Source organism: Paraburkholderia sp. RL17-380-BIE-A (genome assembly GCF_046028085.1).
Classification (GTDB): Bacteria; Pseudomonadota; Gammaproteobacteria; order Burkholderiales; family Burkholderiaceae; genus Paraburkholderia.
In genome coordinates, this window is record NZ_JARESQ010000002.1 from 286,869 (window position 1) to 312,604 (window position 25,736).

Here is a 25,736-nt window from a genome sequence, read left to right on the forward strand (position 1 = left end):
CGATTGCCCGCCAGCGCGAGCCTTACTGCGCCGGATGCGCTGCCGGATCGGCGCCCGTTTGCGTCAGATCGTGCTGGATGCCTTGCAGGAGTTTTTCCAGTAAACCAATATCGAAAGGCTTGGAGAGCACCCGCACGTTGACGTGGCGCGCGCGATCGAGCTCCTCCGCATAGCCGGTGACCAGAATAACGGGCAGTTTGGTGTCGAATGCGAGTACTGCCTCGGCCAGATCAATGCCGTTCATGGTGCCCGGCATATGGATGTCGGATAACACCAGATCGAACGGCAGCGGTTCGCCCGTGCGTGCTCGCCGTGCGTGGGCATCGTCGAACAGGCGTAGTGCGGTGTCGGCGTTGAAGACGCACGTGACCTGATGGCCCATCATCTGCAGCAGGGCTTCGGTGCCCGCGGCCACTTCCTCGTTGTCCTCGACCAGCAAAATGCGCAGGCCCTGAGGTGTGCCGCTGACCTCCGCGCTGGCTTCAGGTGGCACCTCGGAATCCGGTTCCGCCGTGGCGCGAGGCAGATAGAGCCGCACCGAAGTGCCGGCGCCGACAGCGCTGTCGATCGCGGCGAGGCCGCCGGAACGCTCGCAGAACGCGAAAACCTGCGGTAAGCCGAGGCCCGTGCCCATGCCGTTCGGCTTGGTCGTGAAAAGCGGCTCAAAGGCGCGCGCGAGTACCTCAGGCGCCATCCCCGCCCCGGTGTCTTCGAGCGACAACTGCACGAAGTCGCCGGTGAGCGGAAAGCCATCGGCGGGACGGAAATGGATATTGGTGGCTCGCACCGTGAAGCGTCCGCCGCTCGGCATGGCGTCGCGCGCGTTCACGGCAATGTTGATGAGTGCGAGTTCCAGTTCCGCGACGTCGACGCACATGGGCCAGATTTCGACACCGATATCGATAACCAACGATACCTTCGCGCCGAGCGACGCGCGCAGCAACTCGCGGCACGCCGGCAGCCAGCGTTCGAGTGACAGGGTCTCGTTGCTCAACGGCTGCTTGCGCGCTACGCCGAGCAATTGACGGGTAAGCGACTGACCGCTCTTGAGCGCCCGTTCCATCGCCGACAATTCGCGGTCGAGTCCGGTGGCGCCGCGTCGCCGTGCAATCTGCACGTTGGCCGAGAGGATCATCAGCAGGTTGTTGAAATCGTGCGCGACGCTGCCGACCAGGGTGCCGAGTGCTTCCATCTTGCGCGACTGACGATACGTCGACTCGATCGAGCGGCGCATCGACGCTTCGGCCTGCCAGCGCTCCCACGCTTGCTCCTCGGCGCCGAGCCGGCGCAGCGACAACCAGATCACGCACCATAGAGCGATGGAGGGCGTGAACATCGACAGGATGAGCACGCCGAGGTGCCGGTACCACGCGGCCCAGATCGCCGAAGCACGATAGCCGCACACCACGTACACGGGATACGAACCAACGTGACGGAACGCCAGAATCAGATTTTCGCCGTCGACGTTCGAGTACATGCGTACGACGCCTGCGCGCCGTCCTTGCGCGAGGGCTTCGGCTAAAGGCGTTTGCGACGCCATGGCGGAAGGTTCGCGCGGCGCGCGTGGATAGTGCGCGAGCATCGCGCCATCCACGCGCACGAGGCTCATGGTCATCGCCGTGCCGTTGCCGCTGCCGTTGCCGCCGAGCAATTCGCGGTAGAACGCGTCGAAATAGCTAGGCCGCAGCGCGACGGAGACCACGCCGTCGAATGAGCCGTCCGCGCCGGTTCGTTCGACGCCCATGTTGAACACCTGTTCGCCGGCGACATGCCCGGTCATGACCTTTGAGACATGTTCGAGGCTTTTACCGTCGCGAATGCCCTTGAAATCCTCGCGCTCGCCAATCGATACGGCCGGCGACGGAAGATAGCGGCTGCTGACGAGCAAGGCGCCATCGCGCCCGAAAATCGACACGGCGGCCACCTGCGGATAGCCGCCGCCCATCACGCGCAATTTCTCGTGAATAGCCGCTTCGCGGGCGCGAATGCCGTTGTCGTCCAGGCCGCTGGTCAGATCGACGATGCGCGAGTTGAGCGTCTCATTCATGTCGAACACTTTCAGCGCGTGTTCTTCCGCGACGCGCACCGTGCGCAGGGTCATGTCGGTGGCTTCGGCCTCGCGCGTGCGCAGATCGCTGATTGCCATGGCCGCCACATACAGACATGGCAGCACGATCGCCGCGATCAGCAGTGCGATCAGCGTAATGCGCCGCACCTGGAAGTTCTGCTCCGGCACGGCGGGGAATAACGCCCCATCCTGCCGTCCCGGGGGAAGGCGGCTCGCGGATGATGGGTCGAACCGGTCTTGTGTCATGTCGATTGTACGAAGGTCTTTCGGAACGCGGAGGCCGGGAGTCGGCATCATACGAGAAGCATAGACTCGGTGCGGCGGTAGAAGTTACCGCGGCGGATGGGCCGCTTCGGGGTCGGCGTCCTTCGCATCGAGCCACGACTCAATCGTCTGATTTTTGAAACAGCGAGGAAACAAGAAGCGCAAACGTACACAAAAGGATAAAACGATCGAGTTCGGTCAGAATCTACACATATATTTTCAAGAATAGTATTTCATGGGAAAATCTCTTTAATGAAAGTGAAATTGGCGAGTTGCTTTTCCGCGGTTTTACTTCGAGAATCGGCACCATGATAAAAATGCGTCCGCTACGTTCGGACGCATCTGCCGCGGGGCACCCAGCCGCACCATGCGTACCACGCGTGGCGGAAGGCGTTCGCGGAGTCACGCGCGCGGCAAAGACCAGCCCATCCACGCAGGCCGCGCAGATTCATCTACGGGGTAGGCTTCGAACATGCCGGTCATCGCCGTTGTCCACCGTGCGCGTACGCTTTCATGCGTGCCCACCGGTTCTGTCCATTACGCCTCGCCGGGCGCACCACCCGTTCGCCCGCATTCCGCACTTCAGCAAGCCTCAGCGCACTGTGCCGCTAGCCAACAGACGTCACGCTAAAGAACTCGCCTCGCTTCGCCGTTAACGCGAGAGAGCTAATTCCGCTTTCCGACCCGCCCATGCCTTTGCCTATTGTGATCGCCGATGATTCGTTGCTTGCCCGCAAAGTGCTCACCAAGGCATTGCCGCCGGATTGGGAGGTCGACGTGTCTTACGCATCGAACGGGCGCGAAGCGCTCGATCTGTATCGCCAAGGCAAAGCGTCGGTGATGTTCCTCGACCTGACCATGCCGGACATGACCGGTTATCAGGTGCTTGAAGCATTGCAGCATGAGGATCTGAACACCTTCGTCATCGTCGTCTCCGCCGATGTTCAACCGGTGGCCCAGCAGCGCGTGCGCGCGCTCGGCGCGGCCGCGTTCATCGCCAAGCCCGTGACGCCCCAGGCGGTACTACCTATCCTCAAGGAGTACGGGTTGTATGTCTGAGCCAGTCCTCACCGAAGATCAGCGCGACGCGCTGCAAGAGGTCGCCAATCTGGCGATGGGCCAAGCCGCGACACGTCTTGCCCGACTGCTCGATGCGTTCATCGAATTGTCGGTGCCGCGCGTGAAGGTGGTGGCGGTCGGCGAAGCGGCGCAGGCGATGCGGGAGATGACCGGGATCGAGGATACCGTGAGCGCGGTGCGCCAGGGCTTTCGCTCCGACATCAAGGGCGAGGCGTTGGTGATCTGCCGCAGCGACAGCATCGAGCAACTCTGTTCGCTCGTCAGCGATCCGTACTCGCGCTCGGCCTACGAGGCGGTGAGCCAGAAAGAACTGGTGTTCGACGTCGCGAATGTGCTGACCGGCGCATGCGTGTCGTGCATTCTCGACCAGCTCGGCCGCACGCCGGTGTTCTCCGCGCCGGGCCTGCTCGGCGAAGCCATGACGCTCGACGCGGTCTTCCAGCCGGGCGTGCTGCAGTGGGAAGTCGCGTTGCTGGTCGAAGTGAACTTCGCGCTCGAGGACCAGAGCTTTCGCGCCCACCTCGTGATGCTGATGGCCGAAGAATCCATTCGCCACATGAACGGAGCGCTCGACGCGCTGCTGTCGAGCCTATGAATGTGCCCGTGGACTCGTTGAGCGATCTGGTGGTCGAACGTGTCGGGTTCGGCATTTTCGTGCTGGATCGCGACATGAACGTGCTCATGTGGAACCGCTTCATGCAGGATCACAGCGGACTATTGCCGGAACAGGTGGTCGGCAAATCGCTGTTCACGCATTTTCCGGAATTGCCGCGCGTGTGGTTGGCGCGCAAGATCGAAAGCGTCTTTCAGCTCGGCAGCTTTGCGTTCAGCTCGTGGGAGCAACGCCCGTATCTCTTCAAGTTCGACCACGACCGGCCAATCACCGGGGGCGTCGATTTCATGCAGCAGGACTGCACGTTCATGCCGCTCATGCGCGAGCGCGAAGTGGTGGCCGTGTGCGTGACCATTAGCGACGTGACGCACGTGAGCATCGTGCAGCGCGAACGCGAAGAAGCGGTCGCGAAGCTGCAGGAATATGCCGACCGCGACGGCCTGACGGGGATCGCCAACCGTCGGTTCTTCGAAACGCGCCTGCGCGACGAATACACGCGCTGGCAGCGCTACGGCGGCGATATGTCGGTGCTGCTGTTCGATCTCGACCACTTCAAGAAGATCAACGACCAGTTCGGCCACGGCGTCGGCGACACGGTGTTGCGCGTGATGGCGCAACGCGTCGCCGAGGTGGTGCGCGCGCAGGACACCTTCGGGCGCTTCGGCGGCGAGGAGTTCGCCTTGCTGCTGCCGTGCACGCCGCTCGACGACGCGATGCGCGTGGCGGAAAAGATCCGCTGCACGATCGCCGACACGCCGGTCGAAGTGCAGGGCACGAGCGTGCCGGTGACGGCGAGCGTCGGCGGCGCGTCGGCGCGTGCGGGCGTGCCTTCGTACGACGTGCTCATCAACGAAGCCGACGCGGCGCTCTACAGCGCCAAGCGGCAAGGGCGCAATCGGTCGGTGGCCTTCGTCTGACGCCGCACGGCGGAGCTATTCCGCCTCGCCAGAGGCGCGCCACGGTAGGTCGCCGGGCGCGCCGCCTTGCCGGCTTCAGGCCCGCTTCCGACCCTGTATTCGCTGGCGGCACTGCGGCCTCTTACAAAGATTGATATACTTTTCGCCGTTTCCGGCCTCCCAGCCGGGTGTTTCGCGCGTGTCCGCGCGCGCGTGCCGCCTGCCTTGCGGGCCGGCATAAACTTCTTGAACGCCTTTCAGCGGGCGCCTCCAGCGGAGATCGTCTTGGCTGTTTCCAATCTTGTCGTGGACGATACAGAAATCGACGCCGCTGCCGCCACGTCCGGCAGCTCGTTCTATCTCGCCATGCGCATCCTGCCGGCCGCACAGCGCGACGCGATGTATCAGGTCTACGCTTTCTGCCGCGCTGTCGACGATATCGCCGACAGCGACATGCCGCGCGCCGAGCGCGCTGCCGCGCTCGAGCGCTGGCGTGCCGATATCGACGCGTGCTATGCCGGCGCGCCACGTGCTTCGTTGCGCGCGCTGACGCGGCACATTCATACGTTTCATCTGCAACGCGAAGATTTTCACGCCATGATCGACGGCATGGCGATGGACGCCGCCGCCGACATCTGCGCGCCCGATGAAGCCACGCTCGACCTCTATTGCGACCGCGTCGCGAGTGCGGCGGGCCGTCTATCGGTGAGGATATTCGGGATGGACGAAGAGCCGGGCCGAGTGCTTGCGCACCATCTGGGCCGCGCACTTCAGCTCACCAACATCCTGCGCGATATCGACGAAGACGCCGGCATCAACCGCTGCTATCTGCCGCACGAATTGCTGGCGCGCGAAGGCATTGCGGTGACGAACCCCACGCAGATCGCCGACGATCCGTCGCTGCCGCGCGTGTGCGCGACGCTCGCCGAGCGGGCCAAGCAACACTTTGCCGCGTCCGACGCGATCATGGACCGCGAGCCGCGCAACCAGGTGCGCGCGCCGCGCATCATGTCGGGCGTGTATCGCGTGCTGCTTGAACGGACCCTCGAGCGAGGCTTCGACATTCCGCGCACGAAGGTCCGCAAGCCGAAGCTCCGCATGCTGTGGATCGTCGCGCGTTACGCGCTCTTCTGAGCTGATGCAAAAGCTCGTACATGTGGTCGGCGCAGGCCTTGCCGGCCTCGCCGCCGCAGTGCAGCTGCAGCGGCGCGGCGCGCACGTCGTGCTGCATGAAGCGGCTGCCCAGGCGGGCGGCCGTTGCCGGACGTATTACGACTCCAAGCTAGGCGCGACGCTCGACAGCGGCAATCACATGGTCCTGTCGGGCAACGTCGCGACGCTCAACTACACGCGGGCGATCGGCGCCGCCGACGAACTGGCCGGCCCGGCGCAGCCCGAGTTTCCGTTCGTGGATCTGGCCACGCGGGCGCGCTGGACCGTGCGCCTCTCGCCGGGACGCTTGCCGTGGTGGATCTTCGACGCGAACGCGCGCGTGCCGAACACCGGGCCGGGTGACTACCTGACGCTCGTGCCGCTGCTGTTCGCCAAGCCCGGGCGCAGCGTCGCGCAGACCATGCGTTGCAGCGGCCCGTTGTGGGATCGCCTGCTGCGCCCGCTGTTTCACGCCATGCTGAACGTCGAGCCACGCGAAGCGTCGGCGGAACTGACCGGCGCCATGGTGCGGCAGACCGTGATGGCCGGTGGCCTTGCGTGCCGGCCGCTGGTCGCGCGCAACGGTCTCGGCAGCGCGTTCGTGGATCCGGCGTTGCGGCTGCTGCAGCATGGCGGCGCGGCAATCCGGCTGGGCTCGCGTCTGGAAGAAGTGGTTTTCGCCGCCGACAACCGCCGCGTACAAGCGCTGAAGTTCGCCGGCGAAAGCATCGCGCTCGAAGCGAAGCACGCGGTGATTCTCGCGGTGCCGCCGGAGACCGCGCGCGCGCTCGTACCCGGTTTGCGCGCGCCGACGCGCTTTGCGGCGAGCGTCAACGTGCATTTCGCGATCGATCCGCCGTTTGGTTTGCCGCTGGTCACCGGGCTGCTCAACGGCACGGCCGAATGGCTGTTCGCTTTCGACGGCCGCCTGTCGGTGACCGTCAACGGCGCCGAGCAACTGCTCGATACGCCGCACGAAGCACTCGCGGCCACCGTCTGGGCCGAAGTGGCTCAGGCGGCCAATTTGCCAGCCGCACCAATGCCGGCCTGGCAAGTGGTCGTGGAAAAACGCGCGACATTCGCCGCGCTGCCGGATCAGGAAACGCTGCGGCCCGGCACGCGCACTCGCTGGAACAACCTGATGCTCGCGGGCGACTGGACGGCCACCGGCCTGCCCGCGACGATTGAAGGCGCGATCCGCTCCGGCCAGAAGGCCGCGGATACGTTGCTGAATGAACCGATGGAACGCCGATGAACGATTTATCCCAAACCCAGCCGCTGGACGCCGTCCTGTCCGAAGTCGCCGACGCGGCGCCGAACGCGCCCGCGCCGGCCGTTGCGGGCGAAGCGCCCGCTGCCTCGCTCGACGCCGCCATCACGCGCGCAACTGACGCGATTCTCGCCGCGCAAAAGCCGGACGGCCACTGGGTCTACGAACTCGAAGCCGACGCGACGATTCCCGCCGAATACGTGTTGTTGGTCCACTATCTCGGCGAAACGCCGAACGTGGAGCTGGAGCAGAAGATCGGGCGCTATCTGCGCCGCATCCAGCTGGCCGACGGCGGCTGGCCGCTCTTTACCGACGGCGCGCTCGACATCAGCGCGAGCGTCAAGGCGTACTTCGCACTGAAGATGATCGGCGACCCGGCGGACGCCGAGCACATGGTCCGCGCACGCGATGCGATTCTCGCTCATGGCGGCGCCGAAGCCGTGAACGTCTTCACGCGGATTCTGCTCGCGCTGTTCGGCGTGGTGTCGTGGCGCGCCGTGCCGATGATGCCCGTGGAGATCATGCTGCTGCCCGTGTGGTTCCCGTTCCATCTGTCGAAGGTGTCGTACTGGGCGCGTACCGTGATCGTGCCGCTGCTCGTGCTCAACGCGAAGCGGCCGGTCGCGCGCAACCCGCGCCGCGTGCGCATCGACGAGTTGTTCCGCGGCGCGCCGGTCAACACCGGCCCGCGCGATCGGGCGCCGCATCAGCATGCCGGCTGGTTCCGCTTCTTCAGCGGCGTGGACGTGCTGCTGCGCGCGGTCGACGGCCTGTTCCCGAAAACCACGCGCGAGCGCGCGGTGCGCCAGGCGGTGGCCTTCGTCGATGAACGCCTGAACGGCGAAGACGGGCTCGGCGCGATTTTCCCGGCCATGGCGAACTCGGTGATGATGTACGACGTGCTCGGTTATCCCGCCGATCACCCGAATCGCGCGATTGCTCGCCAATCGATCGACAAGCTGCTCGTCATCAAGGATGACGAAGCATATTGCCAGCCGTGTCTGTCGCCGGTCTGGGACACCTCGCTCGTGGCGCACGCGCTGCTCGAAACTGGCGAGGCGCATGCCGAGCAGGCCGCCGAGCGCGGGCTCGCGTGGCTGCGTCCGCTGCAGATTCTCGACGTGCGCGGCGACTGGATTTCGCGTCGCCCGAATGTGCGGCCGGGCGGTTGGGCATTCCAGTACAACAACGACTATTACCCGGACGTCGACGACACGGCGGTGGTCGTCATGGCGATGCATCGCTCGGCGGGGATTACGCAATCCGGCGTCGATCGCGAAGCCATCGCGCGGGCGCGCGAATGGGTGGTCGGCATGCAGAGCAGCGACGGCGGCTGGGGTGCGTTCGAGCCGGAAAACACGCAGTACTACCTGAACAACATTCCGTTCTCCGATCACGGCGCCTTGCTCGATCCGCCCACCGCGGACGTTTCCGGCCGCTGTCTGTCGATGCTCGCTCAACTCGGCGAATTGCCGCAAGGCAGCGAGCCGGCGCAGCGCGCGTTCGCCTACATGTTGAAGGAACAGGAATCGGACGGCAGCTGGTATGGCCGCTGGGGTCTGAACTACATCTACGGGACGTGGACCGCGCTGTGTTCGCTGAACGCAGCCGGTCTGCCGCACGACGACCCGCGTATGAAGCGCGCCGCGCAATGGCTCCTGTCGATCCAGAACGAAGACGGCGGCTGGGGCGAGGGCGGTGAGAGCTACAAGCTCGACTACCACGGCTACGAGCGTGCGCCGAGCACGGCTTCGCAAACCGCGTGGGCTCTCATGGGCTTGATGGCGGCAGGCGAGGTCAATCACGAAGCGGTGGCGCGCGGCGTCGCGTATTTGCAGCGAGAACAGCGCGAGCATGGCTTGTGGGACGAAACGCGTTTCACCGCGACCGGTTTCCCGCGCGTCTTTTATCTGCGTTACCACGGCTACCGTAAGTTCTTCCCGTTGTGGGCGCTGGCGCGCTTCCGTCATCTGAAGCGCAACGGTCTCACGCGCGTCGCGGTCGGGATGTAACGGATGCCTCTTTCGACCAATCGGTCAGCGGACGGCCGCCGCAGCCCCTTGCCGGTGATCGTGGTGACGGGCATGGCGTTCGAGGCGCGAATCGCTCGTGGCGAAGGTGTTGAAGTCGTCTACGCGGCGCGCGCCGATCTGCTGGAGCGTGCGTTGAGTGCGGCGGTCGCGCGCGGCTGTTCGGGCATTGTGAGTTTCGGTACGGCGGGCGGTTTGGCGCCGGATCTGGAGCCGGGCGCACTGATTGTCGCGGACGCTGTCGAGGGGCCGTTTGGGCGGCTCCAGACCGATCGTCCATGGGCGGACAGGCTCGCGGCCGCGCTGGCGGCCGGGCCGCGCGCGGCGCGTGTGCGCCGCGGCCTCATGGCGGCCGTCACCGCGCCTTTGGTGAGCGCGGGCGACAAGGACGTGCTGCATCGCACGAACGGCGCGCTGGCGGTGGACATGGAGTCGCATATTGCCGGCGCGAAAGCTGCCGCGCATGGCGTGCCGTTCGCCGTTTGCCGGGCGATTGTCGATCCGGCGTGGCGCACGCTGCCATCCGCGGCCACTGCTGGCCTGCGCGATGACGGCAGCACGGCGCTCGCGCCGATTCTGCGGGAGTTGCTGCGACAGCCGTCGCAGCTCGGCGCACTGATCCAGGTTGCCATCGACGCGCGGGCGGCGCGCATCTCCCTGGTCGAGGCGCGGCGCGCGATGAGCGAGGCCGGGGCGCTGCGGATGGCGATCGCCTGAAAGAGCCCCGTCAATTGGGTGCCGCAAGAGTGTCAGTCTAAATCGCGGCACCGTTCCGAACTTCCAGTCTCTATTGCGTCACCGGTGCCGACGCCGGCTGCGTGCTGCCGGCCGGCGGCGCGGCGGGCGGCGTCGGCGCGGCCGTGTCTGAAGCGCCGGTGGGTGCGGCGGAAGGTGCGGCGGAAGGTGCGGCGGCCGGTGCGCTCGGCGTGGAGCCTGCTGCGCCGCTCGCAGGCGTGTCGCCCGGATCGGAGTAGTTGGGCACGCCCGCCGGGGCGCCGGTGGCGGCGCCTGAGGCTGCGTTCGGCGCTTCCGCGGCGTCGCCCGGATCGGCGTAATTCGGCAGGGCACCTGCCGCCGGCGCGCCGGCGGCGGGCACCGACGAAGCACCGGAATCCCCCTGATCGTCATAGTTCGGCAGCGGCGCGCCGTTGTCGCTCGTGCCGCGCAGACGCGAACGGCGTTGCTGCGTGTAGGCGTCGCGCACGAACGAGTACTTGTCCAGCGCGGCCTGTTGCAGCAGGTCCGACGCGCCCAGCAGGTCGGAACGCACGCTCACGAACTGCAGCAAGTACAGCGGATTGCGCACCGCCGGCTCCATGTAGTTCAGCGGGTTGAACTTCACGTCGACGATCAGCCCCATGCTGTCACGCACCGAGCTTGGGCCGAACAGCGGCAGGACCAGATACGGGCCCGACGGAATACCCCAGTGACCGAGCGTCAGCCCGAAATCCTGATGGTGCTTGGGCAGGCCGGCAGGCGTCGCCCAATCGAGCAGGCCACCCAGACCGAAGGTCGAGTTGAACGCGAAACGGACGATGTCCTCGGTCGCGTCGGTGATCTTCAATTGCAGCAGCGCGTTAGCCGCGTTGGTCAGATCGCCCAGATTCGAGAAGAAGTTGCTCACCGCCGTGCGCAACGGCTGCGGCGTCACCTTCTGATACCCCTTCGCCACCGGAACGGCGACGTAGCGGTCCAGGCCATCGTTGAAACTGAATACCGCGCGGTTCACCGGTTCGAACGGGTCGCCGGGTTTGCGGTCGGGGCCGGTGGCGCAGCCTGAAATCAAACCGGTGGCGACGAGTGCCAGCGCGGCGTTACGCAGCTTCATGCTTATATTCCTTTTTGCTTCGCGCGACGTGCGCGCGGCTTACCCATCAGCACGGGTTGAAAAACCACTGCGCCGATTAACGTGCAGAACAACGAGAGCGCCAACAGGCGCCCCATGCTCGATGTACCCGGATGGTGCGACAGCCACAGGCTGCCGAATGCCGTTGCCGTGGTCGCCGCGCTGAATAGCACGGCGTGCGTCAGGCTCGACTGCAGCAGGCTGGTTTGACCATGGCGCCACGCCATCACGAAGTAAATCTTGAATGCCACGCCGACCCCGAGCATCAGCGGCAGCGCGATGATATTCGCGAAGTTCAGCGGCATGCCGAATACCACGCACAGTTCGAGCGTCACGAGCGCAGAGACCAGCAGCGGCACCAGCGTGCGCAACATGTCGCTGACGCGCCGCAGTGCGATCCACAGCAGGATCGCAATCGACACGAGCGCGTAGGCGGCGGCCTGCAGAAACGCCTTGATGATGGTGTCGGCCGAATGGAGGATCGAAATCGGCCCGCCGATCGCGCCTGGCTCCGCCTTCTTCACCGCATGGGCGAAGCGGGCGAGCATGGCGTCGTCGTTCGGATCGGTGCCGGGCTTCACCTTCGGTGAGATGTCGACGAGCGCGCGGCCGTCCTTGGATACCCAGCCTGCGGAGATTTCCTTGGGCAGGTTCTCGCGGGTGATTTCAGTTGGCTGCAGCAAGTTGGCCAGTTGGCTCAGCGCGATGCGCAGCGTACCGGACATCGCGGTTTCGGCGCGGTCGCGCGTGGCGGCATCGGCGGCGGCCAGCTTCTGTAGTGTGGCCGATAGATGCTTGGCTTCGGCGGCGCCTGGGCCTGGGTGATCGTCGGCGGCGAGCGAGAGCTGGTTCGACGCGCGCTTGAGCGCGGCGACGCGCACCGCGTCCGTTGCCTGCTGCGCGGGCTGTTGCTGCAGCGCGGGCAACAGTTGCTGCGCGGCGCTCGCAATCAGCATCAGCTTCTGCTGCTGGTCGGCGGGAACGAAGGTGTCGAGCGTGTTGACGCGGCCCACTTCCGGCAACGCGCGCAGACGCGTGGCCATGCGGTCGGCGTCGGCGAGCGAGGGCGCCAGCACATGCACGTTGTTGACCGCGGCTTCCGGGGAATCCTTCAGCGACAACAGCGTCGCCAACGATTCGGTATGCGGATCCTTCAGATGAAGCGGATTGAAGTCGAAGCGCAAATGCGTAAGCAACGGCGTGGCGCCGATCACGACGATCAGCGTGCCGATCAGCACAGGCTTGCGATGGCGATCGAGGAAATCGTCGACGGGCGCGAGCTGCTTGAAGCCCGGCGAAGCGGCTTCGCCCGGCGGATTGAAGAGCTTCAGCAGCGCCGGCAGCAGCGTCATGTTGGTGAAGTACGCGACGAACATGCCGACGCCCGCGATTTCGCCCAACTCGGACACGCCGCGGTAAGCCGTCGGCAGGAACGAGAAGAAGCTCAGCGCAACGGCCACCGCCGCGAGCGTGAGCGGCACGCCAATGCTGTGGGACGTATGCATGAGGGCGGCGGACAGGCGGTCGTCGCGATTCCGTTCCTCGCGATACTTGACGCCGAACTGCACACCGAAATCGACGCCGAGCCCGACGAACAGCACCATGAAGGCGACCGAAATCATATTGAGCGCGCCGACCATCAGCAGGCCGAGCGCCGCGGTAATGGCAAGCCCGACGAACAGCGTGATGAACACGGCGATGATCATGCGGCCCGAGCGCAGCGCCAGCCACAAAATGATCAGCACGACGATAAAGGTGCCGATGCCGTTGAGCACCGCGCCGTCCTGGACCGAAGCGAATTCTTCGTCAGCGAGCGGCTGTTCGCCGGTCAGACGAACCGTAGCGCCGTAGCGCGCGTCGAGGTGCAGCGCGGCGGCGGTGTCGCGGATCGACTTCGACGCCCTTGCGCCCGGCTCCAGTGCGTCGTAATTCACGACCGGTTGCACCACCACGAAGGCGCGCGCCGGATCGGTGGCCGCGCTCTTGTCGACCAGCGCGCGCCACGAGAAGGCGGCCGGCTGGCCGGCCAGCACACGGTCGAGCGTGGTCGCGCTTTGCGTCAGCAGATGGCTCATGTCGCCGAGCTTTACCTGACCGATCTGAAGCGGCAGCAACAGGCTCGTGGTGAGCGTGCCGGCGAGGCCGGTCAGGCTCGGATCGTGCGCGAGGGCGTTGACCAGCGGGCGCGACTGGACGAGTTGCGAGGTGGTCGACATCACCTCGTCGGTTGACGGAAACAGCAGGCCGTTATGTTCGAAGAAAGCGCCGCCGGCCGGCTGCGAAACCGCCACGAACTCCTTGGAATCGGCCTTGAGCGCGGCGGTCAGAGCCTGCGCGGCGGCGTCGGCGAATTCCGGCGCGCGCGCTTCGACGACCACCAGCACGGTTTCGCCGCGATCGGGAAAGGCCTTGTCCATGGCGTGGTCGAGCGCCGACCATTCCTTGTCGGTCTCGATGAGACGGCTGATGTCCGTGTTGATCTTGAAGTTATGAGCAACGTAGAAGCCGCTCAAAACGGCGAGCACGAACGACACCGCGACGATCCGCAGCGGATGACGCACTGAATAGGCGACGAGACGGACAATAGATGACTTCAGCATGTAGGCGAACTTGGCCTTATCACGGGTGTTGTTTTTGACGAAAGTGCACAAGTATACAGAGCCGGAGCGATCAGGCTCGTGTTCGCTAGCAAGTACGGCTCCCGGCGGGTGCTTTGGGGCGGGAACGCAATGTCGGTATACTGGTCTATCCTGCTTACGCCGCGTGCTCGCGAGCCCGGCGGCGCTTTCTTCTTTCAGGTTCTGTCGAGCGTATGAAACGTTATCTGTCTGCTTTTCTGGCCGCGGCCGTCGTCTCCACCGCGGCCTATGCGCAAAGCGCACCCGATGCGGTAGTAAAAAGTGCCGTCGAGGGCACGGTGGCCGCCATGAAGGCTGACCCGCAAGCGCGCGGCGGCGACATGGGGAAGATCACCCAACTCGTCCAGTCGCGCTTCCTGCCGGCCACCGACTTTCAACGCACCACGCGCATCGCGGTGGGCAAGGCGTGGAGCACCGCGACGCCCGAACAGCAGAAGCAACTCTACGAGCAGTTTACGCTGCTGCTCACGCGCACTTATGCTGCGTCGCTCTCGCAACTGCGTGATCAGGACGTGAAGTTCAATTTCTTGCCGATCACCGTGCCGGCGGGAGCCAAAGACGTTGTTGTGCAATCGCACGTGCTCAGCAATGGCGGCGACGACGCGATCGACTATCGCATGACCAAAGATCCCGCTGGCTGGAAGGTCTACGACATCAATATGATGGGCGCCTGGCTGATCCAGGTGTACCAGACGCAGTTCGCCGATCAGATTGCCAAAGGCGGCATAGACGGGCTGATCAAGTTTCTGACCGCGCACAACGCGCGCAGCGCGGGGTAACGGTTGATTGCCTCGTGAGGCATGACGCACGAGGTAAGAGGCACAAGGCAAGCGGTATGGGCGTAAAAAAAGCGCGGTGGCTATCAAACCACCGCGCTTTTTTTTTGAATTCGCGATCACAGGTGGCGCGAAACTGCCGCCACCGGCCGCTTAGTGTGCTGCTGTAGCCGTCTGCACTTTCTTGCCCTTGCCGGAAACCTTGATCTCTTCCAGCTTGATCTCGACATGGCGGGAGAAGACATACTCGGCCGGACGTTGCTTATCCAGAGGAATATCCTTCGTGAAAGCGCCCGACGTCTTCGGTCCGCGCAGGCTGACCTTCAGCGCCTTCAGCGGATGCGCCACCGTATCCATCACGGCGGTCGCTTCGAAACCGCAGTGAACCATGCAGTCAGCGCACTTCTCGTAGTTGCCCGTGCCGTATTTTTCCCACTCCGTGGTTTCCATCAGTTCCTTGAAGGTCTTTACGTAACCTTCGCCGACCAGATAGCACGGCTTTTGCCAGCCGAACACGGTACGTGCCGGGTTGCCCCACGGCGTGCACTCGTACGTCTGATTGCCGGCCAGGAAGTCGAGGAACATGCCCGACTGGCTGAACGACCAGTTCTTGCCATTGTTGCCGCGCTTGAAAATCTCGCGGAACAGTTGCTTGGTCTTGTCGCGGTTCAGGAAGTGCTGCTGATCCGGCGCGCGCTCATACGCGTAACCCGGCGAGACGGTGATACCGTCCACGCCCATCGGGCCCAGCGTGTCGAAGAATGCGGCAACCCGTTCCGGCACGGCGTCGTTGAACAACGTGCAGTTGATGTTCACGCGGAAACCACGGCGCTTTGCTTCCTTGATGGCGGCGACAGCCTTGTCGTACACGCCTTCCTGCGACACCGAGTGATCGTGCGCCTGCTGATCGCCGTCGAGGTGAACCGACCACACGAAGTACGGATTCGGCTCGTAGTCGTCCATCTTCTTTTCCATCAGCAGCGCGTTCGTGCACAGGTACACGAACTTCTTGCGCGCGATGATGCCCTTCACGATCTGCGGCATTTCCTTGTGCAGCAGCGGTTCGCCGCCTGCGATCGACACCACCGGTGCGCCGCACTCGTCGACGGCGCCGAGGCATTCTTCCAGCGACAGGCGCTGATTCAGGATGGGATCCGGATAGTCGATCTTGCCGCAGCCATTGCAGGCGAGGTTGCAGCGGAACAGGGGCTCCAGCATCAGGGCGAGCGGATAGCGTTTATTGCCGGAGAGATGCTGACGCATGATGTATGCGCCGACCCGGACTTTCTGTAGCAGCGGAATAGACAAAAGGTCCTCCTTAAACTTCGCGTGCGGCGAGTGGTTGCATCAGTTTCGATGGCAACTTGAATTCGACTTTCTCTTCACGGCCCGCCATCGTCGTGACATCGACAGGCCCCAATGCGCTCAGCGCATCGATTACGTTCTTCACCATCTCTTCCGGCGCCGAAGCACCGGCCGTGATGCCGACGGTCTGCACGTTCGCAAACCATTCCGGCTTCACTTCCGAACCGTCGGCGACGAGATAACTCGCCACGCCGCTTTCGCTGCCGATCTCGCGCAGCCGGTTCGAGTTCGAACTATTGGTTGCGCCCACCACCAGCAGCACCTCCACCTCTTTGCTCAACTCGCGCACCGCCGCCTGGCGGTTTTGGGTGGCATAGCAGATGTCGCGCGTATCCGGACCGACGATGTCGGAGAAACGGTTCATCAGGGCGTCGATGATGCCACGCGTATCGTCCACCGACAGCGTGGTTTGCGTGACATAGGCGAGCGGCGTATCGAGCGGCAGGTCCAGCGTTTCGACCTCGGCCTCGCTCTGCACCAGCAGCACTTTGCCCGGAATCTGGCCGATCGTGCCTTCCACTTCCGGATGACCGGCGTGGCCGATCAGAATCAGCGTGCGGCCGGCGCCGACATATTGGCGACCCTGCACATGCACTTTGGTGACCAGCGGGCAGGTTGCGTCGAGCACGTCGAGACCGCGCGCTTCGGCGTCACGCTCGACGGTTTGGGCAACGCCGTGGGCGCTGAAAATCGCCACGGCGCCTTGCGGCACTTCGTCGAGCTCTTCGACGAAGCGCGCGCCTTTCTGGCGAAGATTGTCGACCACGTGACGATTGTGAACGATCTCGTGGCGGACATACACGGGTGCGCCGTGTTGTTGTAACGCGCGATCGACGATCTCGATTGCACGTACAACGCCCGCACAAAAGCCGCGGGGTTGAGCAAGGATGACTCGCATAAGTTGGCGAACTCCGACTGACGCGGGTTCGAAGAAGTCGGTAAATCTGACTTTATCGCCGCGATCATCTAATTTAGTTGACGTCTTGAGCCCGGCGCTTGCCGGTACAGCAAAACCAAACGCGCATTCTAACGCTATCAGGCCGGCTTTGCTTTGGCGGCGCCCGGCCGGTGTTGGGCGGCCGCCGCAGCGGCGGACCCACGGTTGAAGCCGCAAGCCGGCCCATGCCAGTGCGGATGCGGCAATCATTACACGCTGCAGCGGTTTAACGGAACCCTTAAACTACGTAGTCCTGCGGCGCCCCGGCGCCCACATTACAAAAGGGTTTCGAGGCTCGCTGGATGGACGTCGATCAATACGAAGATATTCCGGTCGCGAGCGTGTTGCTGCCAAAAGCGCTGCGCACGCCTATCGGAATCATCTATCAGGTGGTCCGCACGGCGGGCGACATTGCCGACGAAGGCGACTGGAGCGCGGCCGAACGGCACGCCCGTCTCGCCGACTTCCGCGCCGGTCTCGACGCGGTCGCACAGCGGCGCGCGGCGCCGGTTCATCCACTGCTGTTCGGCAAGCTGGCCGGTGTTGTGGCGCAGTATAAACTACCGCTCGCGCCGTTCTACGATCTGCTCCAAGCGTGCGCTCAGGACATCGACACCAACCGGTACGCCGACCGGGCCGCGCTGCTGGATTATTGCCGCCACTCGGCGAACCCGCTCGGGCATCTGATGCTGCATCTGATCGGCGCGGCCACGCCGGAAAACCTCGCCGACGCCGACGCGATCTGCACGGCGTCGCAATTGATCAGCTTCTGGCTCGACGTCTCCGCCGACTGGAAAAAGGACCGCGTGTATCTGCCGCTGGCGGACCTGCGGCGCTTCAACGTGAGTGAGGCGCACATCGCCAACGGGGTTGCCGATCAGGACTGGCGGGCGCTCATGGCGCACGAAGTGTCTTTCGTCCGGGACATGCTGGTGCGCGGCGCGCCGCTCGCGTTGCGCATTCCCGGGCGTCTGGGAATCGAGTTATGCGGGGCCGTTCATGGCGGGCTGCGCTTTCTCGACAAAATCGAGACGGCGGGCTACGACGTGTTTCGCGAGCCGCCGGTGCTCAATACATTTGACTGGTGCGTTGTCGCAGCCCGCACTGTGGTGATGTGGCTGTCGCGGCGTGTCGGTGTGGCAGCGCGTTCAATCGAGGGTAATGTTTAATGGCGGTGGTTCTGTTTCTTCTTTCGTGTCTTTCCCTGCTGATCTGGTGCGTGTTGCTGTTCGCACGCGGCGGTTTCTGGCGCGCGCGTCCCGCCGCGCCGCTTAACATCGCGCCGCGCGCTTCGTGGCCGGCGGTCGCCGCCGTGGTGCCGGCCCGCAATGAAGTCGACGTGATCGCCGAAGCGGTCACCACCCTGCTTCAGCAGGACTATCCGGGCGAATTCCACGTGATCGTCGTGGACGACCACAGCAACGACGGCACCGCCGATGCAGCTCGCGCGGCCGCGTTGCAGTTGCAGTGCCCGGATCGCCTGACCGTGCTGAGCGCGAAGCCGCTGCCGCCGGGCTGGTCCGGCAAGGTGTGGGCGCAGTCGCAAGGCATCGAGGCGGTGCGCACGCTCGGCTTGCCCGCGGACTTTCTTTTGCTTACCGACGCCGACATCGGCCATCCCGCCGACGCGGTCGCGCAACTCGTCGCACGTGCTGACGCGGAACAGCGCGACCTCGTCTCGCTGATGGTGCGCCTGCGCTGCGATTCGTTCTGGGAAAAGGCGCTGATTCCCGCTTTCGTCTTCTTCTTTGCCAAGCTGTATCCGTTCTCATGGGTCAACAACCCGCGCAATCGTACGGCTGCGGCCGCGGGCGGCTGCATGCTGGTGCGCCGGAGCGCGTTGGAAGAAGCGGGCGGCATCGAGTCGATCCGCGCCGAGCTGATCGACGACTGCAGCCTCGCCGCGCGCATCAAGCATCGCGGCACGGGGCGTCATCCGATCCGGCTGGACGTGGCGGCGCGCAGCGTGTCGCTGCGTCCGTACGACAACTGGCGTGAGATCTGGAACATGATCGCGCGCACGGCCTTCACTCAACTGCATTACTCGCCGTTGCTGCTGGCAGGCACGCTGGTCGGCATGACGATCATTTACCTGATGCCGCCGGTAGCCGCACTGGTCCTCGGCCCGACGGGCTGGCCCGCGTGGCTCGCATGGGCGGCCATGTGCTGCGCTTATGCGCCGATGCTCAGCTACTATCGCCGCTCGCCGCTGTGGGCGCCGTTTTTGCCGCTGGTCGCGTTGTTCTATGTCGGCGCGACGTTCGCGTCGGCGGTGCGCTACTGGCGTGGCAAGGGTGGGCAGTGGAAGGCGCGTGTTCAGGCGCCGGTGCAGGAGCGCTGAAACAGCGGTCAGACGCAGGTGGAATGCAAAAGCGGCGCTCTCGGGCGCCGCTTTTTTTGCATCAGCCCTTGGTGAGCATCATGTAGAGCTGGATCACCATGTCCGGCGAAAACGTGAACGGAACCCAGCCGTGCCCGGTATGGCGCATGACCAGCAGACGGTCGCCGTTCGACTGCTTCTGCACTGCCATGACCGGATTCTTCGTGGACACGAAGCGCCAGCCTGGCGGAATACCCGGCGGCGGTTCCGGCGTCATTGAAGCACGCGCGTTCGACAACTCCTCGATCAGTTGGCCGATCTGCTCCGCGCGCAGCGCGACCGTCTGGCCGCCGATCGTCATGGTGATCTCGTTCTGCGCGGGGCGATTGATTTCGAGCGTGGGCTGAACCTGCGGGGCCGGCGCCTTGTCTTCGACTACGGCCGCCTCAGTGTCGGCCGCAACCGCTTCAGCCCTGGATTCGGACGCGACCGGCTCCACCGGCGCCTGCGGCGCAGTGGTGTCTGCGGGTGTCTCGGGAATGTTTTCGGCCTGCGGGGCCACGACAGCCTGAATGAGCTGATCGACGCCCACTTCCAGCGCGCCGAGCTGTTCGTGAAGATTCATGCGAGGTTTCTCTGGTAAGACCCACGATTTTACCTGCTGCGCGTAGGCTTTTACCTTTCGCTAACACGGTGACGTTGTAACAAAATGCTTGCGACCGCGCCGGATGGCCCGGCGCGGGCCGCGTGTTCAGGCACACTCAGGCCTTCAGATAGCCGGCTTGCCGGAACCAGTCGAGGGCATCGCCCAGACCCTCGCGATAGGGCCGGGCACGGTAGCCGAGTTCGCGCTCCGCTTTCGCCGATGTGAAATACATCTTGTTCTTCGACATTTTCAAGCCGTCGACGGTCACGAACGGTTCGCGTTTCGTGATCTTGGCGACTGCCTCAGCGCCCATGGCCAGCGGATAAAGCGGCCAGCGCGGCAGGCTGAGCGTCGGCGCTTTGCGGCCGGTCAGCGCCGCGATATCCGCGAGCATCTGTTGAAGGGGCAGATTTTCGCCGCCGAGAATATAGCGCTCGCCGATCTTGCCGCGTTCAAGCGCGAGGAAATGGCCGGCCGCGACATCGTCCACGTGGACGAGGTTAAGTCCTGTGTCGACGAACGCGGGAATCTTGCCGAGCGCCGCTTCCACGATGATGCGTCCGGTCGGCGTCGGTTTGACGTCGCGCGGACCGATCGGCGTGGACGGATTGACGATCACCGCGGGCAAACCGTCTTCGGCGATCATTCGTTCCACCGCGCGTTCGGCGAGCACCTTGCTGCGCTTGTAGACGCCGATAGCCTGGTCGGCTTTGAGCGGCGAGGTCTCATCGGCGGACTGGCCGGAACTGGTCACTTTCAGCGTCGCCACACTGCTCGTGTAGACAATCCGCTCGACACCTTCCTTCAGCGCCGCGCGCATGGTCGCCTCGGTGCCTTCCAGGTTCGAGCGCTCGATCTCGCTCGGGTCCGGCGCCCATAGGCGATAGTCGGCGGCCACATGCAGCAGATAGCGCACGCCGCGCAGTGCGTTGCGCATCGACGCTTCGTCGCGCATGTCGCCCACCACGATTTCCGCGTCCAGCGACTCGACGTTCTGACGCGGACTGGTCGCGCGCACCAGCACGCGCACCTTGAAACCTTTCTGTTGCGCGATGCGCGCCACCGACGAGCCAACGAAGCCGGAGGCGCCGGTCACGAGCACGAGATCGCGATTCTGTTCGGTCATTCTGTTTCCATTTCCTGCGTGACAGTCGACGGATTGTACGTGGCGCGCGTGTTGCATGTCGCGCGAACGGCCTCAAACGGGTCGGCGGGACGCGCGCATTGCCGAGCAAGCTCGCCGCGACGCGACTAGAATGCCGGCTTGAAAGAATGTGTGCATCGGATCGGAGTCAGTGCTTTGCATGGGAGCTGAAGCGCTCACTCCGGTTGACAGAGGAGAAGACGGCATGGCCCCGGATCTGGATCAGCGGATCGAAACTTACTATGTACGCGTACGCGGCACCGTGCAGGGCGTCGGTTTTCGCCACGCGACCGTGCGGCAGGCCCACGCGCTTGGAATCAAAGGATGGGTGGCGAATCTCGACGACGGTTCCGTCGAAGCCATGTTGCAGGGCTCGGCCAACCAGGTCGACCGCATGCTGTCGTGGCTGCGTCACGGGCCGCCGGCGGCGCGCGTGACCGAGGTGAGCGGCGAAGAACGCTCCACCGAAAAGCGCTACGAGCGTTTCGAACAGCACTGAGCGGCGTTCCACGCAAAGCAAAAGGCGTCGCGCCATCATGCCGATGGCGCGACGCCTTGCCGTTTTTGCGCGGCTACTTAAGCCGCTCGAGTCATTCGGCGGCGCCGCCACGGTCACCGCACGTTCGAGGCTCGCTCACCCCACGTTCAACGCGCCACGAGCAGGCTCTCCGCAAAGCCCCATTCTTCTTCGACCCATTGATGGCTGCAGACGAAGCCGGCGTCGTCTGCAATCGCGGGCATTTCTTCCGCGCGATATTTGTGGCTGCTCTCGGTCCAGATCGTTTCGCCCGCTTTGAGCGATACCGTCAATTGCGCCGCGCCCACGTGCGCGGTGATATCGCGCTTCGCACGCAGGTGCATTTCGATGCTGCGCGCGTCCGGGTTGAAGCGCGCGACGTGCTCGAACGCGTCGAGCGGAAAGTCACCGTCGAGTTCGCGATTGATCCGCGCGAGCAGGTTCAGATTGAACGATGCGGTCACGCCGATCGAGTCGTCGTAGGCGGCGACCAATACGGGCCTCGGCTTGATCAGATCTGTACCGAGCAGCAACGCATCGCCGGGCGCGAGCATGTTGCGGATGTCGCGCAGGAAACGCGTCGCCGCGAGTCTGCCGAAATTACCGATCGTACTGCCAAGAAACAGTACGAGTAACCGTTCGTCCGCCGCGCGTTGTTTGCTCACTTCGGCGAGACCTGCCAGATAGTCCCGTTCATAGCCGACGATCGAAATACGCTCGATGTCGCCTAGTTCGCGCCTGCACAACTGCAATGCACTGCGCGAAATTTCAATCGGGCAGTAAGAAGTAGGGCGCTTTTTACACAGCGCTTCCAGAATGCGCCGTGTTTTACGGCCGCTTCCGCTGCCGAGTTCGGCGACGGTCACGTCATGCGGCAGATGCGCGACGATGTCGGCCGCGTGCTTCGCGAGCAGACGTTCTTCGGCGCGGGTCACGCCGTATTCCGGCAACACGGTAATCACTTCGAACAGTGCGGAGCCCACTTCGTCGTACAGATACTTCGACGGCAACTCTTTCTGAGGCGTGTGGGTGAGGCCTGCGCGAACGTCGGCGGCGAAGGCGGAGCGTAGGTCGGGTGATGCGTCGTGCGATAGGGCTGGCTGCGTCATGCTGTCTCCAGTAGTCACATTCGATGAATCACATTCGATGAGGGATGCTGTTGCCGGGGGCGGCGGCACGCGTGGTGAGACGCGAGTTCAGGCGTGCCGTGGAGGGGAAGGGCGGGCATGGTCCGTGAGACTGCCACTGCCGGCCCGGCTAATGGCTGCTGCGTATGCTGTCCCCGAAAGGACGTTCTGCGGGGCATTGCCAACGACGCTGCAACAACGTCGCAAGACTTCTTAGCAAGTTTCGCGCTTGAGCCGCTTTGCGCGGGATCGCGAGCGATGTTGCCGGTGAAAAAGCCCGGCTGTTCCAGCCGCGCGTGAAGTTATGTTCTAGTGCACCGACGCGCAATGCGCACGGAATAATTGCAGCCTGCCGACAGAAGCTGGCCGATCTCCAAACAGATACCCGTCTAGAATGCCGGCTTGCGTCGTATTAAAAGATAAAAAACGCAGTGCCTGTTTCGCGCTGCCCGCTTGTGAGACTTCAGTTCCAATGACACCGACAAACGCCGCGCGGCCAGATGCTGCGCTGCAATCCCAGCTATTCGCGCACATACGTTTATCCGCGGCGAGCGCCGAAGCGCCCACACGATGGAGCGCCCGATGAACCAGTATGACCCAAAGCGCGGTATCGCGTTGTCGGTCTGCGCGTCAACCATGTTCGCATTACTCTCCGCTTACGCAACACTGCTCGCGCCGCTGAGCGGCCTCGATATTTTCGCGTGGCGCATTGTATGGACCGTGCCCGGCGCGCTATTGCTGGTCGCTTTGCGCAAGCGTCTGCCGATTCTGCGGCAGCTTCTTTACCGCATGGTGACGGAGCCGGCACTCGGCGTGGCGATGATCGTGAGCGCGGCGTTGCTCGGCGCGCAACTGTGGGTGTTTCTATGGGCGCCGCTGCATGGCCGGATGCTCGAAGTGTCGCTCGGATATTTCCTGTTGCCGCTGGTGATGGTGCTTGTTGGGCGCTTTCATTATCACGAGCGGCTGGATGGTTTGCAGTGGCTGGCGGTGGTGTGCGCAGCGGTGGGCGTCGGCCATGAACTGTGGGTGACGGGCGCCTTCTCGTGGCCGACCTTGCTGGTCGCGATAGGCTATCCGCCGTATTTCGTGTTGCGCCGCAAAATCAATCAGGATTCGCTTGCCATGTTCACCGTGGAGATGGCGCTGTTGTTGCCCGTGGCGGTCGTTCAGGTGTTGAGCAGCGCTTCGCTGACGCTGATCTCCGGACGCCTCGGGATGTGGTGTCTCTTGTTGCCCGGTCTCGGCGCGCTGAGCACCATTGCGCTGGCTTCGTATCTGAAGGCGAGCCGCCTGTTGCCGGTCGCGTTGTTCGGCATTCTCGGCTATGTCGAACCGGTGCTGCTCGTGCTGGTCTCGATCACGTTGCTTGGCGAAACGCCCAGCGCCGCACAGTTGGCCACCTACGTTCCTATCTGGGTCGCGGTTGCGTTGACGGCATTGCATAGCGTGCGCCTCGTTCGCTTCGCGCCTGGCTGAGCCGGACGATCCGCATCGAGCATGCAGTCCACGAATCCGGCGGCGCGCTTTAGTGATGTGCCGCCGTACGGTCCGCATTGATGCGCGTCGGGCCGACTTGCGCCTCGATCGATTCGCGTAGCGCGGGCCGCCAGCCGAAGCCGAACAACGCTTCCGCGAGAACGAACAGCGGTCCGATCAGCAGCCCGATCACATCGTCGACAAAGGCCGGCTTGCGATGCTCGTAGGCGACATGGCCGATGAACTGAAACACCCAACCGACCAGAAAAAGCCCGACGCCGATCACGAGCCACGTCAGCGTGGCTTGCGCCGCGCTCCAGCGACCAAACGCGACGCACAGTGCGGATACGAGCGCCATCAGCAGGCCGAGCGGCACGTCGAGCACGAGGTAGTAGAGCGTTGCCGCGATGAACAATACCCATGCCGGCGATAACGTCAGCGGCAGCGCGCCGATCGCAAAAGCGGGCCGGCTCAACAACACGGCCAACGCAAGCACAATCATCGGAATGCCGATGAAATGCGTGGCGATGTTGCGCCGGTCACGATGGTAGGCCGCGTATTGCGTCAACTGTTGCGTCAGCGTTCTCATGGATCCCGCTCCCTGGTTAAAGTCAGCATAATCGCGGGCAGCGGAATTTGAAACCATCGGGTAGCCGACAATCGGCCACGGAAGCCGTTCTATGACTGCGATTTTTCCATCGAATGAGCTGGTCGCGCTGCTCGAGCGCAGCGCGTGGTTTCGCTCGGCGCCGGCTCCCATGCGGGCGCAGTTGGTCGACGCAGGGCGTGTCGAGCACCTCGCCGGCGGTCAGCGGCTCTTCACTCGCGGCGATACCGACGACGGCCTCTATTGCGTGCTCGACGGGCTCGTGAGAATCGGTGCGGCGAGTTCGGCGGGCAAGGAAGCCTTGCTCGCCGTTATCGAGCCGGTGAACTGGTTCGGCGAGATCGCGCTGTTCGACAGTCGGCCGCGAACTCACGATGCGTATGCCGAGCGCGATTCCGTGCTGTTTCATGTACCACGCGCCGCGCTTGCCACGCTGCTCGCACGCTCGCCCGCTTATTGGCATATGTTCGGCTTGCTGTTGACACAAAAGCTGCGGCTTGCCTTCGACGCGATAGAAGAGGCCGCGTTGCTGCCCGCCGCGCAGCGCGTGGCGCGCCGTCTGTTATTGATGGCCGGCGGCTACGGCGAGCCCGGCGCATTGCGGCGCGTGCTCAAAGTCCCGCAAGAAGATCTCGCGATGATGCTGGCGCTGTCCCGGCAAACCATCAACCAGGTATTGAAGCAATTCGAAACGCAAGGCGCGCTGAAGCTCGGTTATGCGGAAATCGAAATTACCGACGTGCAGAAGCTGGGTGTTCTGGCGGAGCTGAATCTGCCTGCGGATTGACGGCTGAGCGTTTGTTCTCGCCTGCTTGCGCCCTGCGCGATAGACGACACGCCGACCAAACGCCGACCAAACGCCGACGCATCTTTATAAGCATTTTACGGCGCGCGCCTATTTCTATTGCGATTCGCTATATCCAGCCCGGTAAGGTCGAGGCATCCGGGTCAGGAAGCGAA

General features: G+C 64.0%; 22 protein-coding genes. 13 read left to right on the top strand and 9 right to left on the bottom strand.

Translation table 11 applies throughout. From position 1 onward, the window contains the following. Nucleotides 1-22: 22 nt before the first annotated feature. Nucleotides 23-2,314 (bottom strand): hybrid sensor histidine kinase/response regulator family protein, encoded by a 2,292-nt coding sequence (locus P0D68_RS04070; protein ID WP_408294699.1) that lies wholly within the window; start codon nt 2,312-2,314, stop codon nt 23-25. A 708-nt stretch (nt 2,315-3,022) separates the two neighbouring features. On the opposite strand from P0D68_RS04070, the gene P0D68_RS04075 reads away from it, so the two are divergent. The 7 genes from P0D68_RS04075 (at nt 3,023) to P0D68_RS04105 (ending at nt 10,090) form a co-directional block, all read left to right on the top strand. Further along, nucleotides 3,023-3,391, top strand: coding sequence for a response regulator (locus tag P0D68_RS04075; RefSeq protein ID WP_408187339.1), 369 nt, complete (start codon nt 3,023-3,025; stop codon nt 3,389-3,391). Further along, nucleotides 3,384-4,007, top strand: a complete 624-nt coding sequence (locus P0D68_RS04080; protein WP_091805369.1) for a chemotaxis protein CheC — start codon at nt 3,384-3,386, stop codon at nt 4,005-4,007. Before P0D68_RS04075 ends, P0D68_RS04080 begins: the two co-directional genes overlap by 8 nt. After that, nucleotides 4,004-4,942, top strand: a complete 939-nt coding sequence (locus P0D68_RS04085) for a sensor domain-containing diguanylate cyclase (protein WP_091805372.1) — start codon at nt 4,004-4,006, stop codon at nt 4,940-4,942. Before P0D68_RS04080 ends, P0D68_RS04085 begins: the two co-directional genes overlap by 4 nt. 264 nt (nt 4,943-5,206) lie before the next feature. Then, nucleotides 5,207-6,055, top strand: coding sequence for a presqualene diphosphate synthase HpnD (gene hpnD, locus P0D68_RS04090; RefSeq protein WP_091805376.1), 849 nt, complete (start codon nt 5,207-5,209; stop codon nt 6,053-6,055). 4 nt (nt 6,056-6,059) lie between these two features. Next, the gene (gene hpnE, locus P0D68_RS04095) at nt 6,060-7,328 is read left to right on the top strand and encodes a hydroxysqualene dehydroxylase HpnE (RefSeq protein ID WP_408294704.1); all 1,269 of its coding nucleotides are present in this window, start codon (nt 6,060-6,062) and stop codon (nt 7,326-7,328) included. Beyond that, nucleotides 7,325-9,355 carry a squalene--hopene cyclase gene (shc, locus tag P0D68_RS04100; protein WP_408294707.1) on the top strand — a complete coding sequence of 677 codons (2,031 nt, stop codon included), beginning with the start codon at nt 7,325-7,327 and terminating at the stop codon, nt 9,353-9,355. The genes hpnE and shc overlap by 4 nt, the downstream gene beginning before the upstream one ends. Before the next feature lie 3 nt (nt 9,356-9,358). After that, the gene (locus P0D68_RS04105) at nt 9,359-10,090 is read left to right on the top strand and encodes a phosphorylase (protein WP_408294709.1); all 732 of its coding nucleotides are present in this window, start codon (nt 9,359-9,361) and stop codon (nt 10,088-10,090) included. 70 nt (nt 10,091-10,160) lie between these two features. Here P0D68_RS04105 and P0D68_RS04110 read toward each other — a convergent pair whose 3' ends face one another. Together P0D68_RS04110 and hpnN are read right to left on the bottom strand one after the other, a co-directional pair. Next, nucleotides 10,161-11,201 (bottom strand): MlaA family lipoprotein, encoded by a 1,041-nt coding sequence (locus tag P0D68_RS04110; RefSeq protein ID WP_408294712.1) that lies wholly within the window; start codon nt 11,199-11,201, stop codon nt 10,161-10,163. 2 nt (nt 11,202-11,203) lie between these two features. After that, a complete protein-coding gene (gene hpnN, locus P0D68_RS04115; protein WP_408294714.1) occupies nt 11,204-13,819 on the bottom strand; it encodes a hopanoid transporter HpnN in 2,616 nt (871 codons plus the stop codon). Between the two features lie 212 nt (nt 13,820-14,031). On the opposite strand from hpnN, the gene P0D68_RS04120 reads away from it, so the two are divergent. Continuing rightward, nucleotides 14,032-14,637: an MlaC/ttg2D family ABC transporter substrate-binding protein gene (locus tag P0D68_RS04120; protein WP_408187333.1), complete on the top strand. Its 606-nt coding sequence runs from the start codon at nt 14,032-14,034 to the stop codon at nt 14,635-14,637. Between the two features lie 150 nt (nt 14,638-14,787). Here P0D68_RS04120 and hpnH read toward each other — a convergent pair whose 3' ends face one another. Both hpnH and ispH read right to left on the bottom strand, forming a co-directional pair. Further along, nucleotides 14,788-15,942: an adenosyl-hopene transferase HpnH gene (gene hpnH / locus P0D68_RS04125; protein ID WP_091805395.1), complete on the bottom strand. Its 1,155-nt coding sequence runs from the start codon at nt 15,940-15,942 to the stop codon at nt 14,788-14,790. 10 nt (nt 15,943-15,952) lie between these two features. Then, entirely contained in the window at nt 15,953-16,897 is a 945-nt protein-coding gene (gene ispH, locus P0D68_RS04130; RefSeq protein ID WP_091805398.1) for a 4-hydroxy-3-methylbut-2-enyl diphosphate reductase, read from the bottom strand. A gap of 341 nt (nt 16,898-17,238) precedes the next feature. Between ispH and hpnC the strand changes: the two genes are divergently transcribed. Beyond that, complete coding sequence (gene hpnC, locus P0D68_RS04135) at nt 17,239-18,105, top strand: squalene synthase HpnC (protein WP_408294718.1); 867 nt, start codon at nt 17,239-17,241, stop codon at nt 18,103-18,105. Then, on the top strand, nt 18,105-19,277 hold the full coding sequence (locus tag P0D68_RS04140) for a glycosyltransferase (protein WP_408294721.1): 1,173 nt from the start codon (nt 18,105-18,107) through the stop codon (nt 19,275-19,277). The genes hpnC and P0D68_RS04140 overlap by 1 nt, the downstream gene beginning before the upstream one ends. Before the next feature lie 61 nt (nt 19,278-19,338). On the opposite strand, the gene P0D68_RS04145 is transcribed toward P0D68_RS04140, so the two are convergent. Further along, nucleotides 19,339-19,881: a hypothetical protein gene (locus P0D68_RS04145; protein ID WP_408294722.1), complete on the bottom strand. Its 543-nt coding sequence runs from the start codon at nt 19,879-19,881 to the stop codon at nt 19,339-19,341. A gap of 136 nt (nt 19,882-20,017) precedes the next feature. After that, on the bottom strand, nt 20,018-21,028 hold the full coding sequence (gene hpnA / locus P0D68_RS04150) for a hopanoid-associated sugar epimerase (protein WP_408294725.1): 1,011 nt from the start codon (nt 21,026-21,028) through the stop codon (nt 20,018-20,020). 223 nt (nt 21,029-21,251) lie between these two features. Between hpnA and P0D68_RS04155 the strand changes: the two genes are divergently transcribed. Next, entirely contained in the window at nt 21,252-21,545 is a 294-nt protein-coding gene (locus tag P0D68_RS04155; protein ID WP_007178616.1) for an acylphosphatase, read from the top strand. A 146-nt stretch (nt 21,546-21,691) separates the two neighbouring features. On the opposite strand, the gene egtD is transcribed toward P0D68_RS04155, so the two are convergent. Next, nucleotides 21,692-22,672, bottom strand: coding sequence for an L-histidine N(alpha)-methyltransferase (gene egtD / locus P0D68_RS04160; RefSeq protein WP_408294728.1), 981 nt, complete (start codon nt 22,670-22,672; stop codon nt 21,692-21,694). A gap of 600 nt (nt 22,673-23,272) precedes the next feature. On the opposite strand from egtD, the gene rarD reads away from it, so the two are divergent. Further along, nucleotides 23,273-24,169, top strand: a complete 897-nt coding sequence (rarD, locus tag P0D68_RS04165) for an EamA family transporter RarD (protein WP_408294731.1) — start codon at nt 23,273-23,275, stop codon at nt 24,167-24,169. A gap of 49 nt (nt 24,170-24,218) precedes the next feature. Here rarD and P0D68_RS04170 read toward each other — a convergent pair whose 3' ends face one another. Beyond that, complete coding sequence (locus P0D68_RS04170; protein WP_408294734.1) at nt 24,219-24,758, bottom strand: Mpo1 family 2-hydroxy fatty acid dioxygenase; 540 nt, start codon at nt 24,756-24,758, stop codon at nt 24,219-24,221. A 91-nt stretch (nt 24,759-24,849) separates the two neighbouring features. Between P0D68_RS04170 and P0D68_RS04175 the strand changes: the two genes are divergently transcribed. Further along, entirely contained in the window at nt 24,850-25,563 is a 714-nt protein-coding gene (locus P0D68_RS04175; protein WP_408294737.1) for a Crp/Fnr family transcriptional regulator, read from the top strand. Nucleotides 25,564-25,736 lie beyond the last annotated feature (173 nt).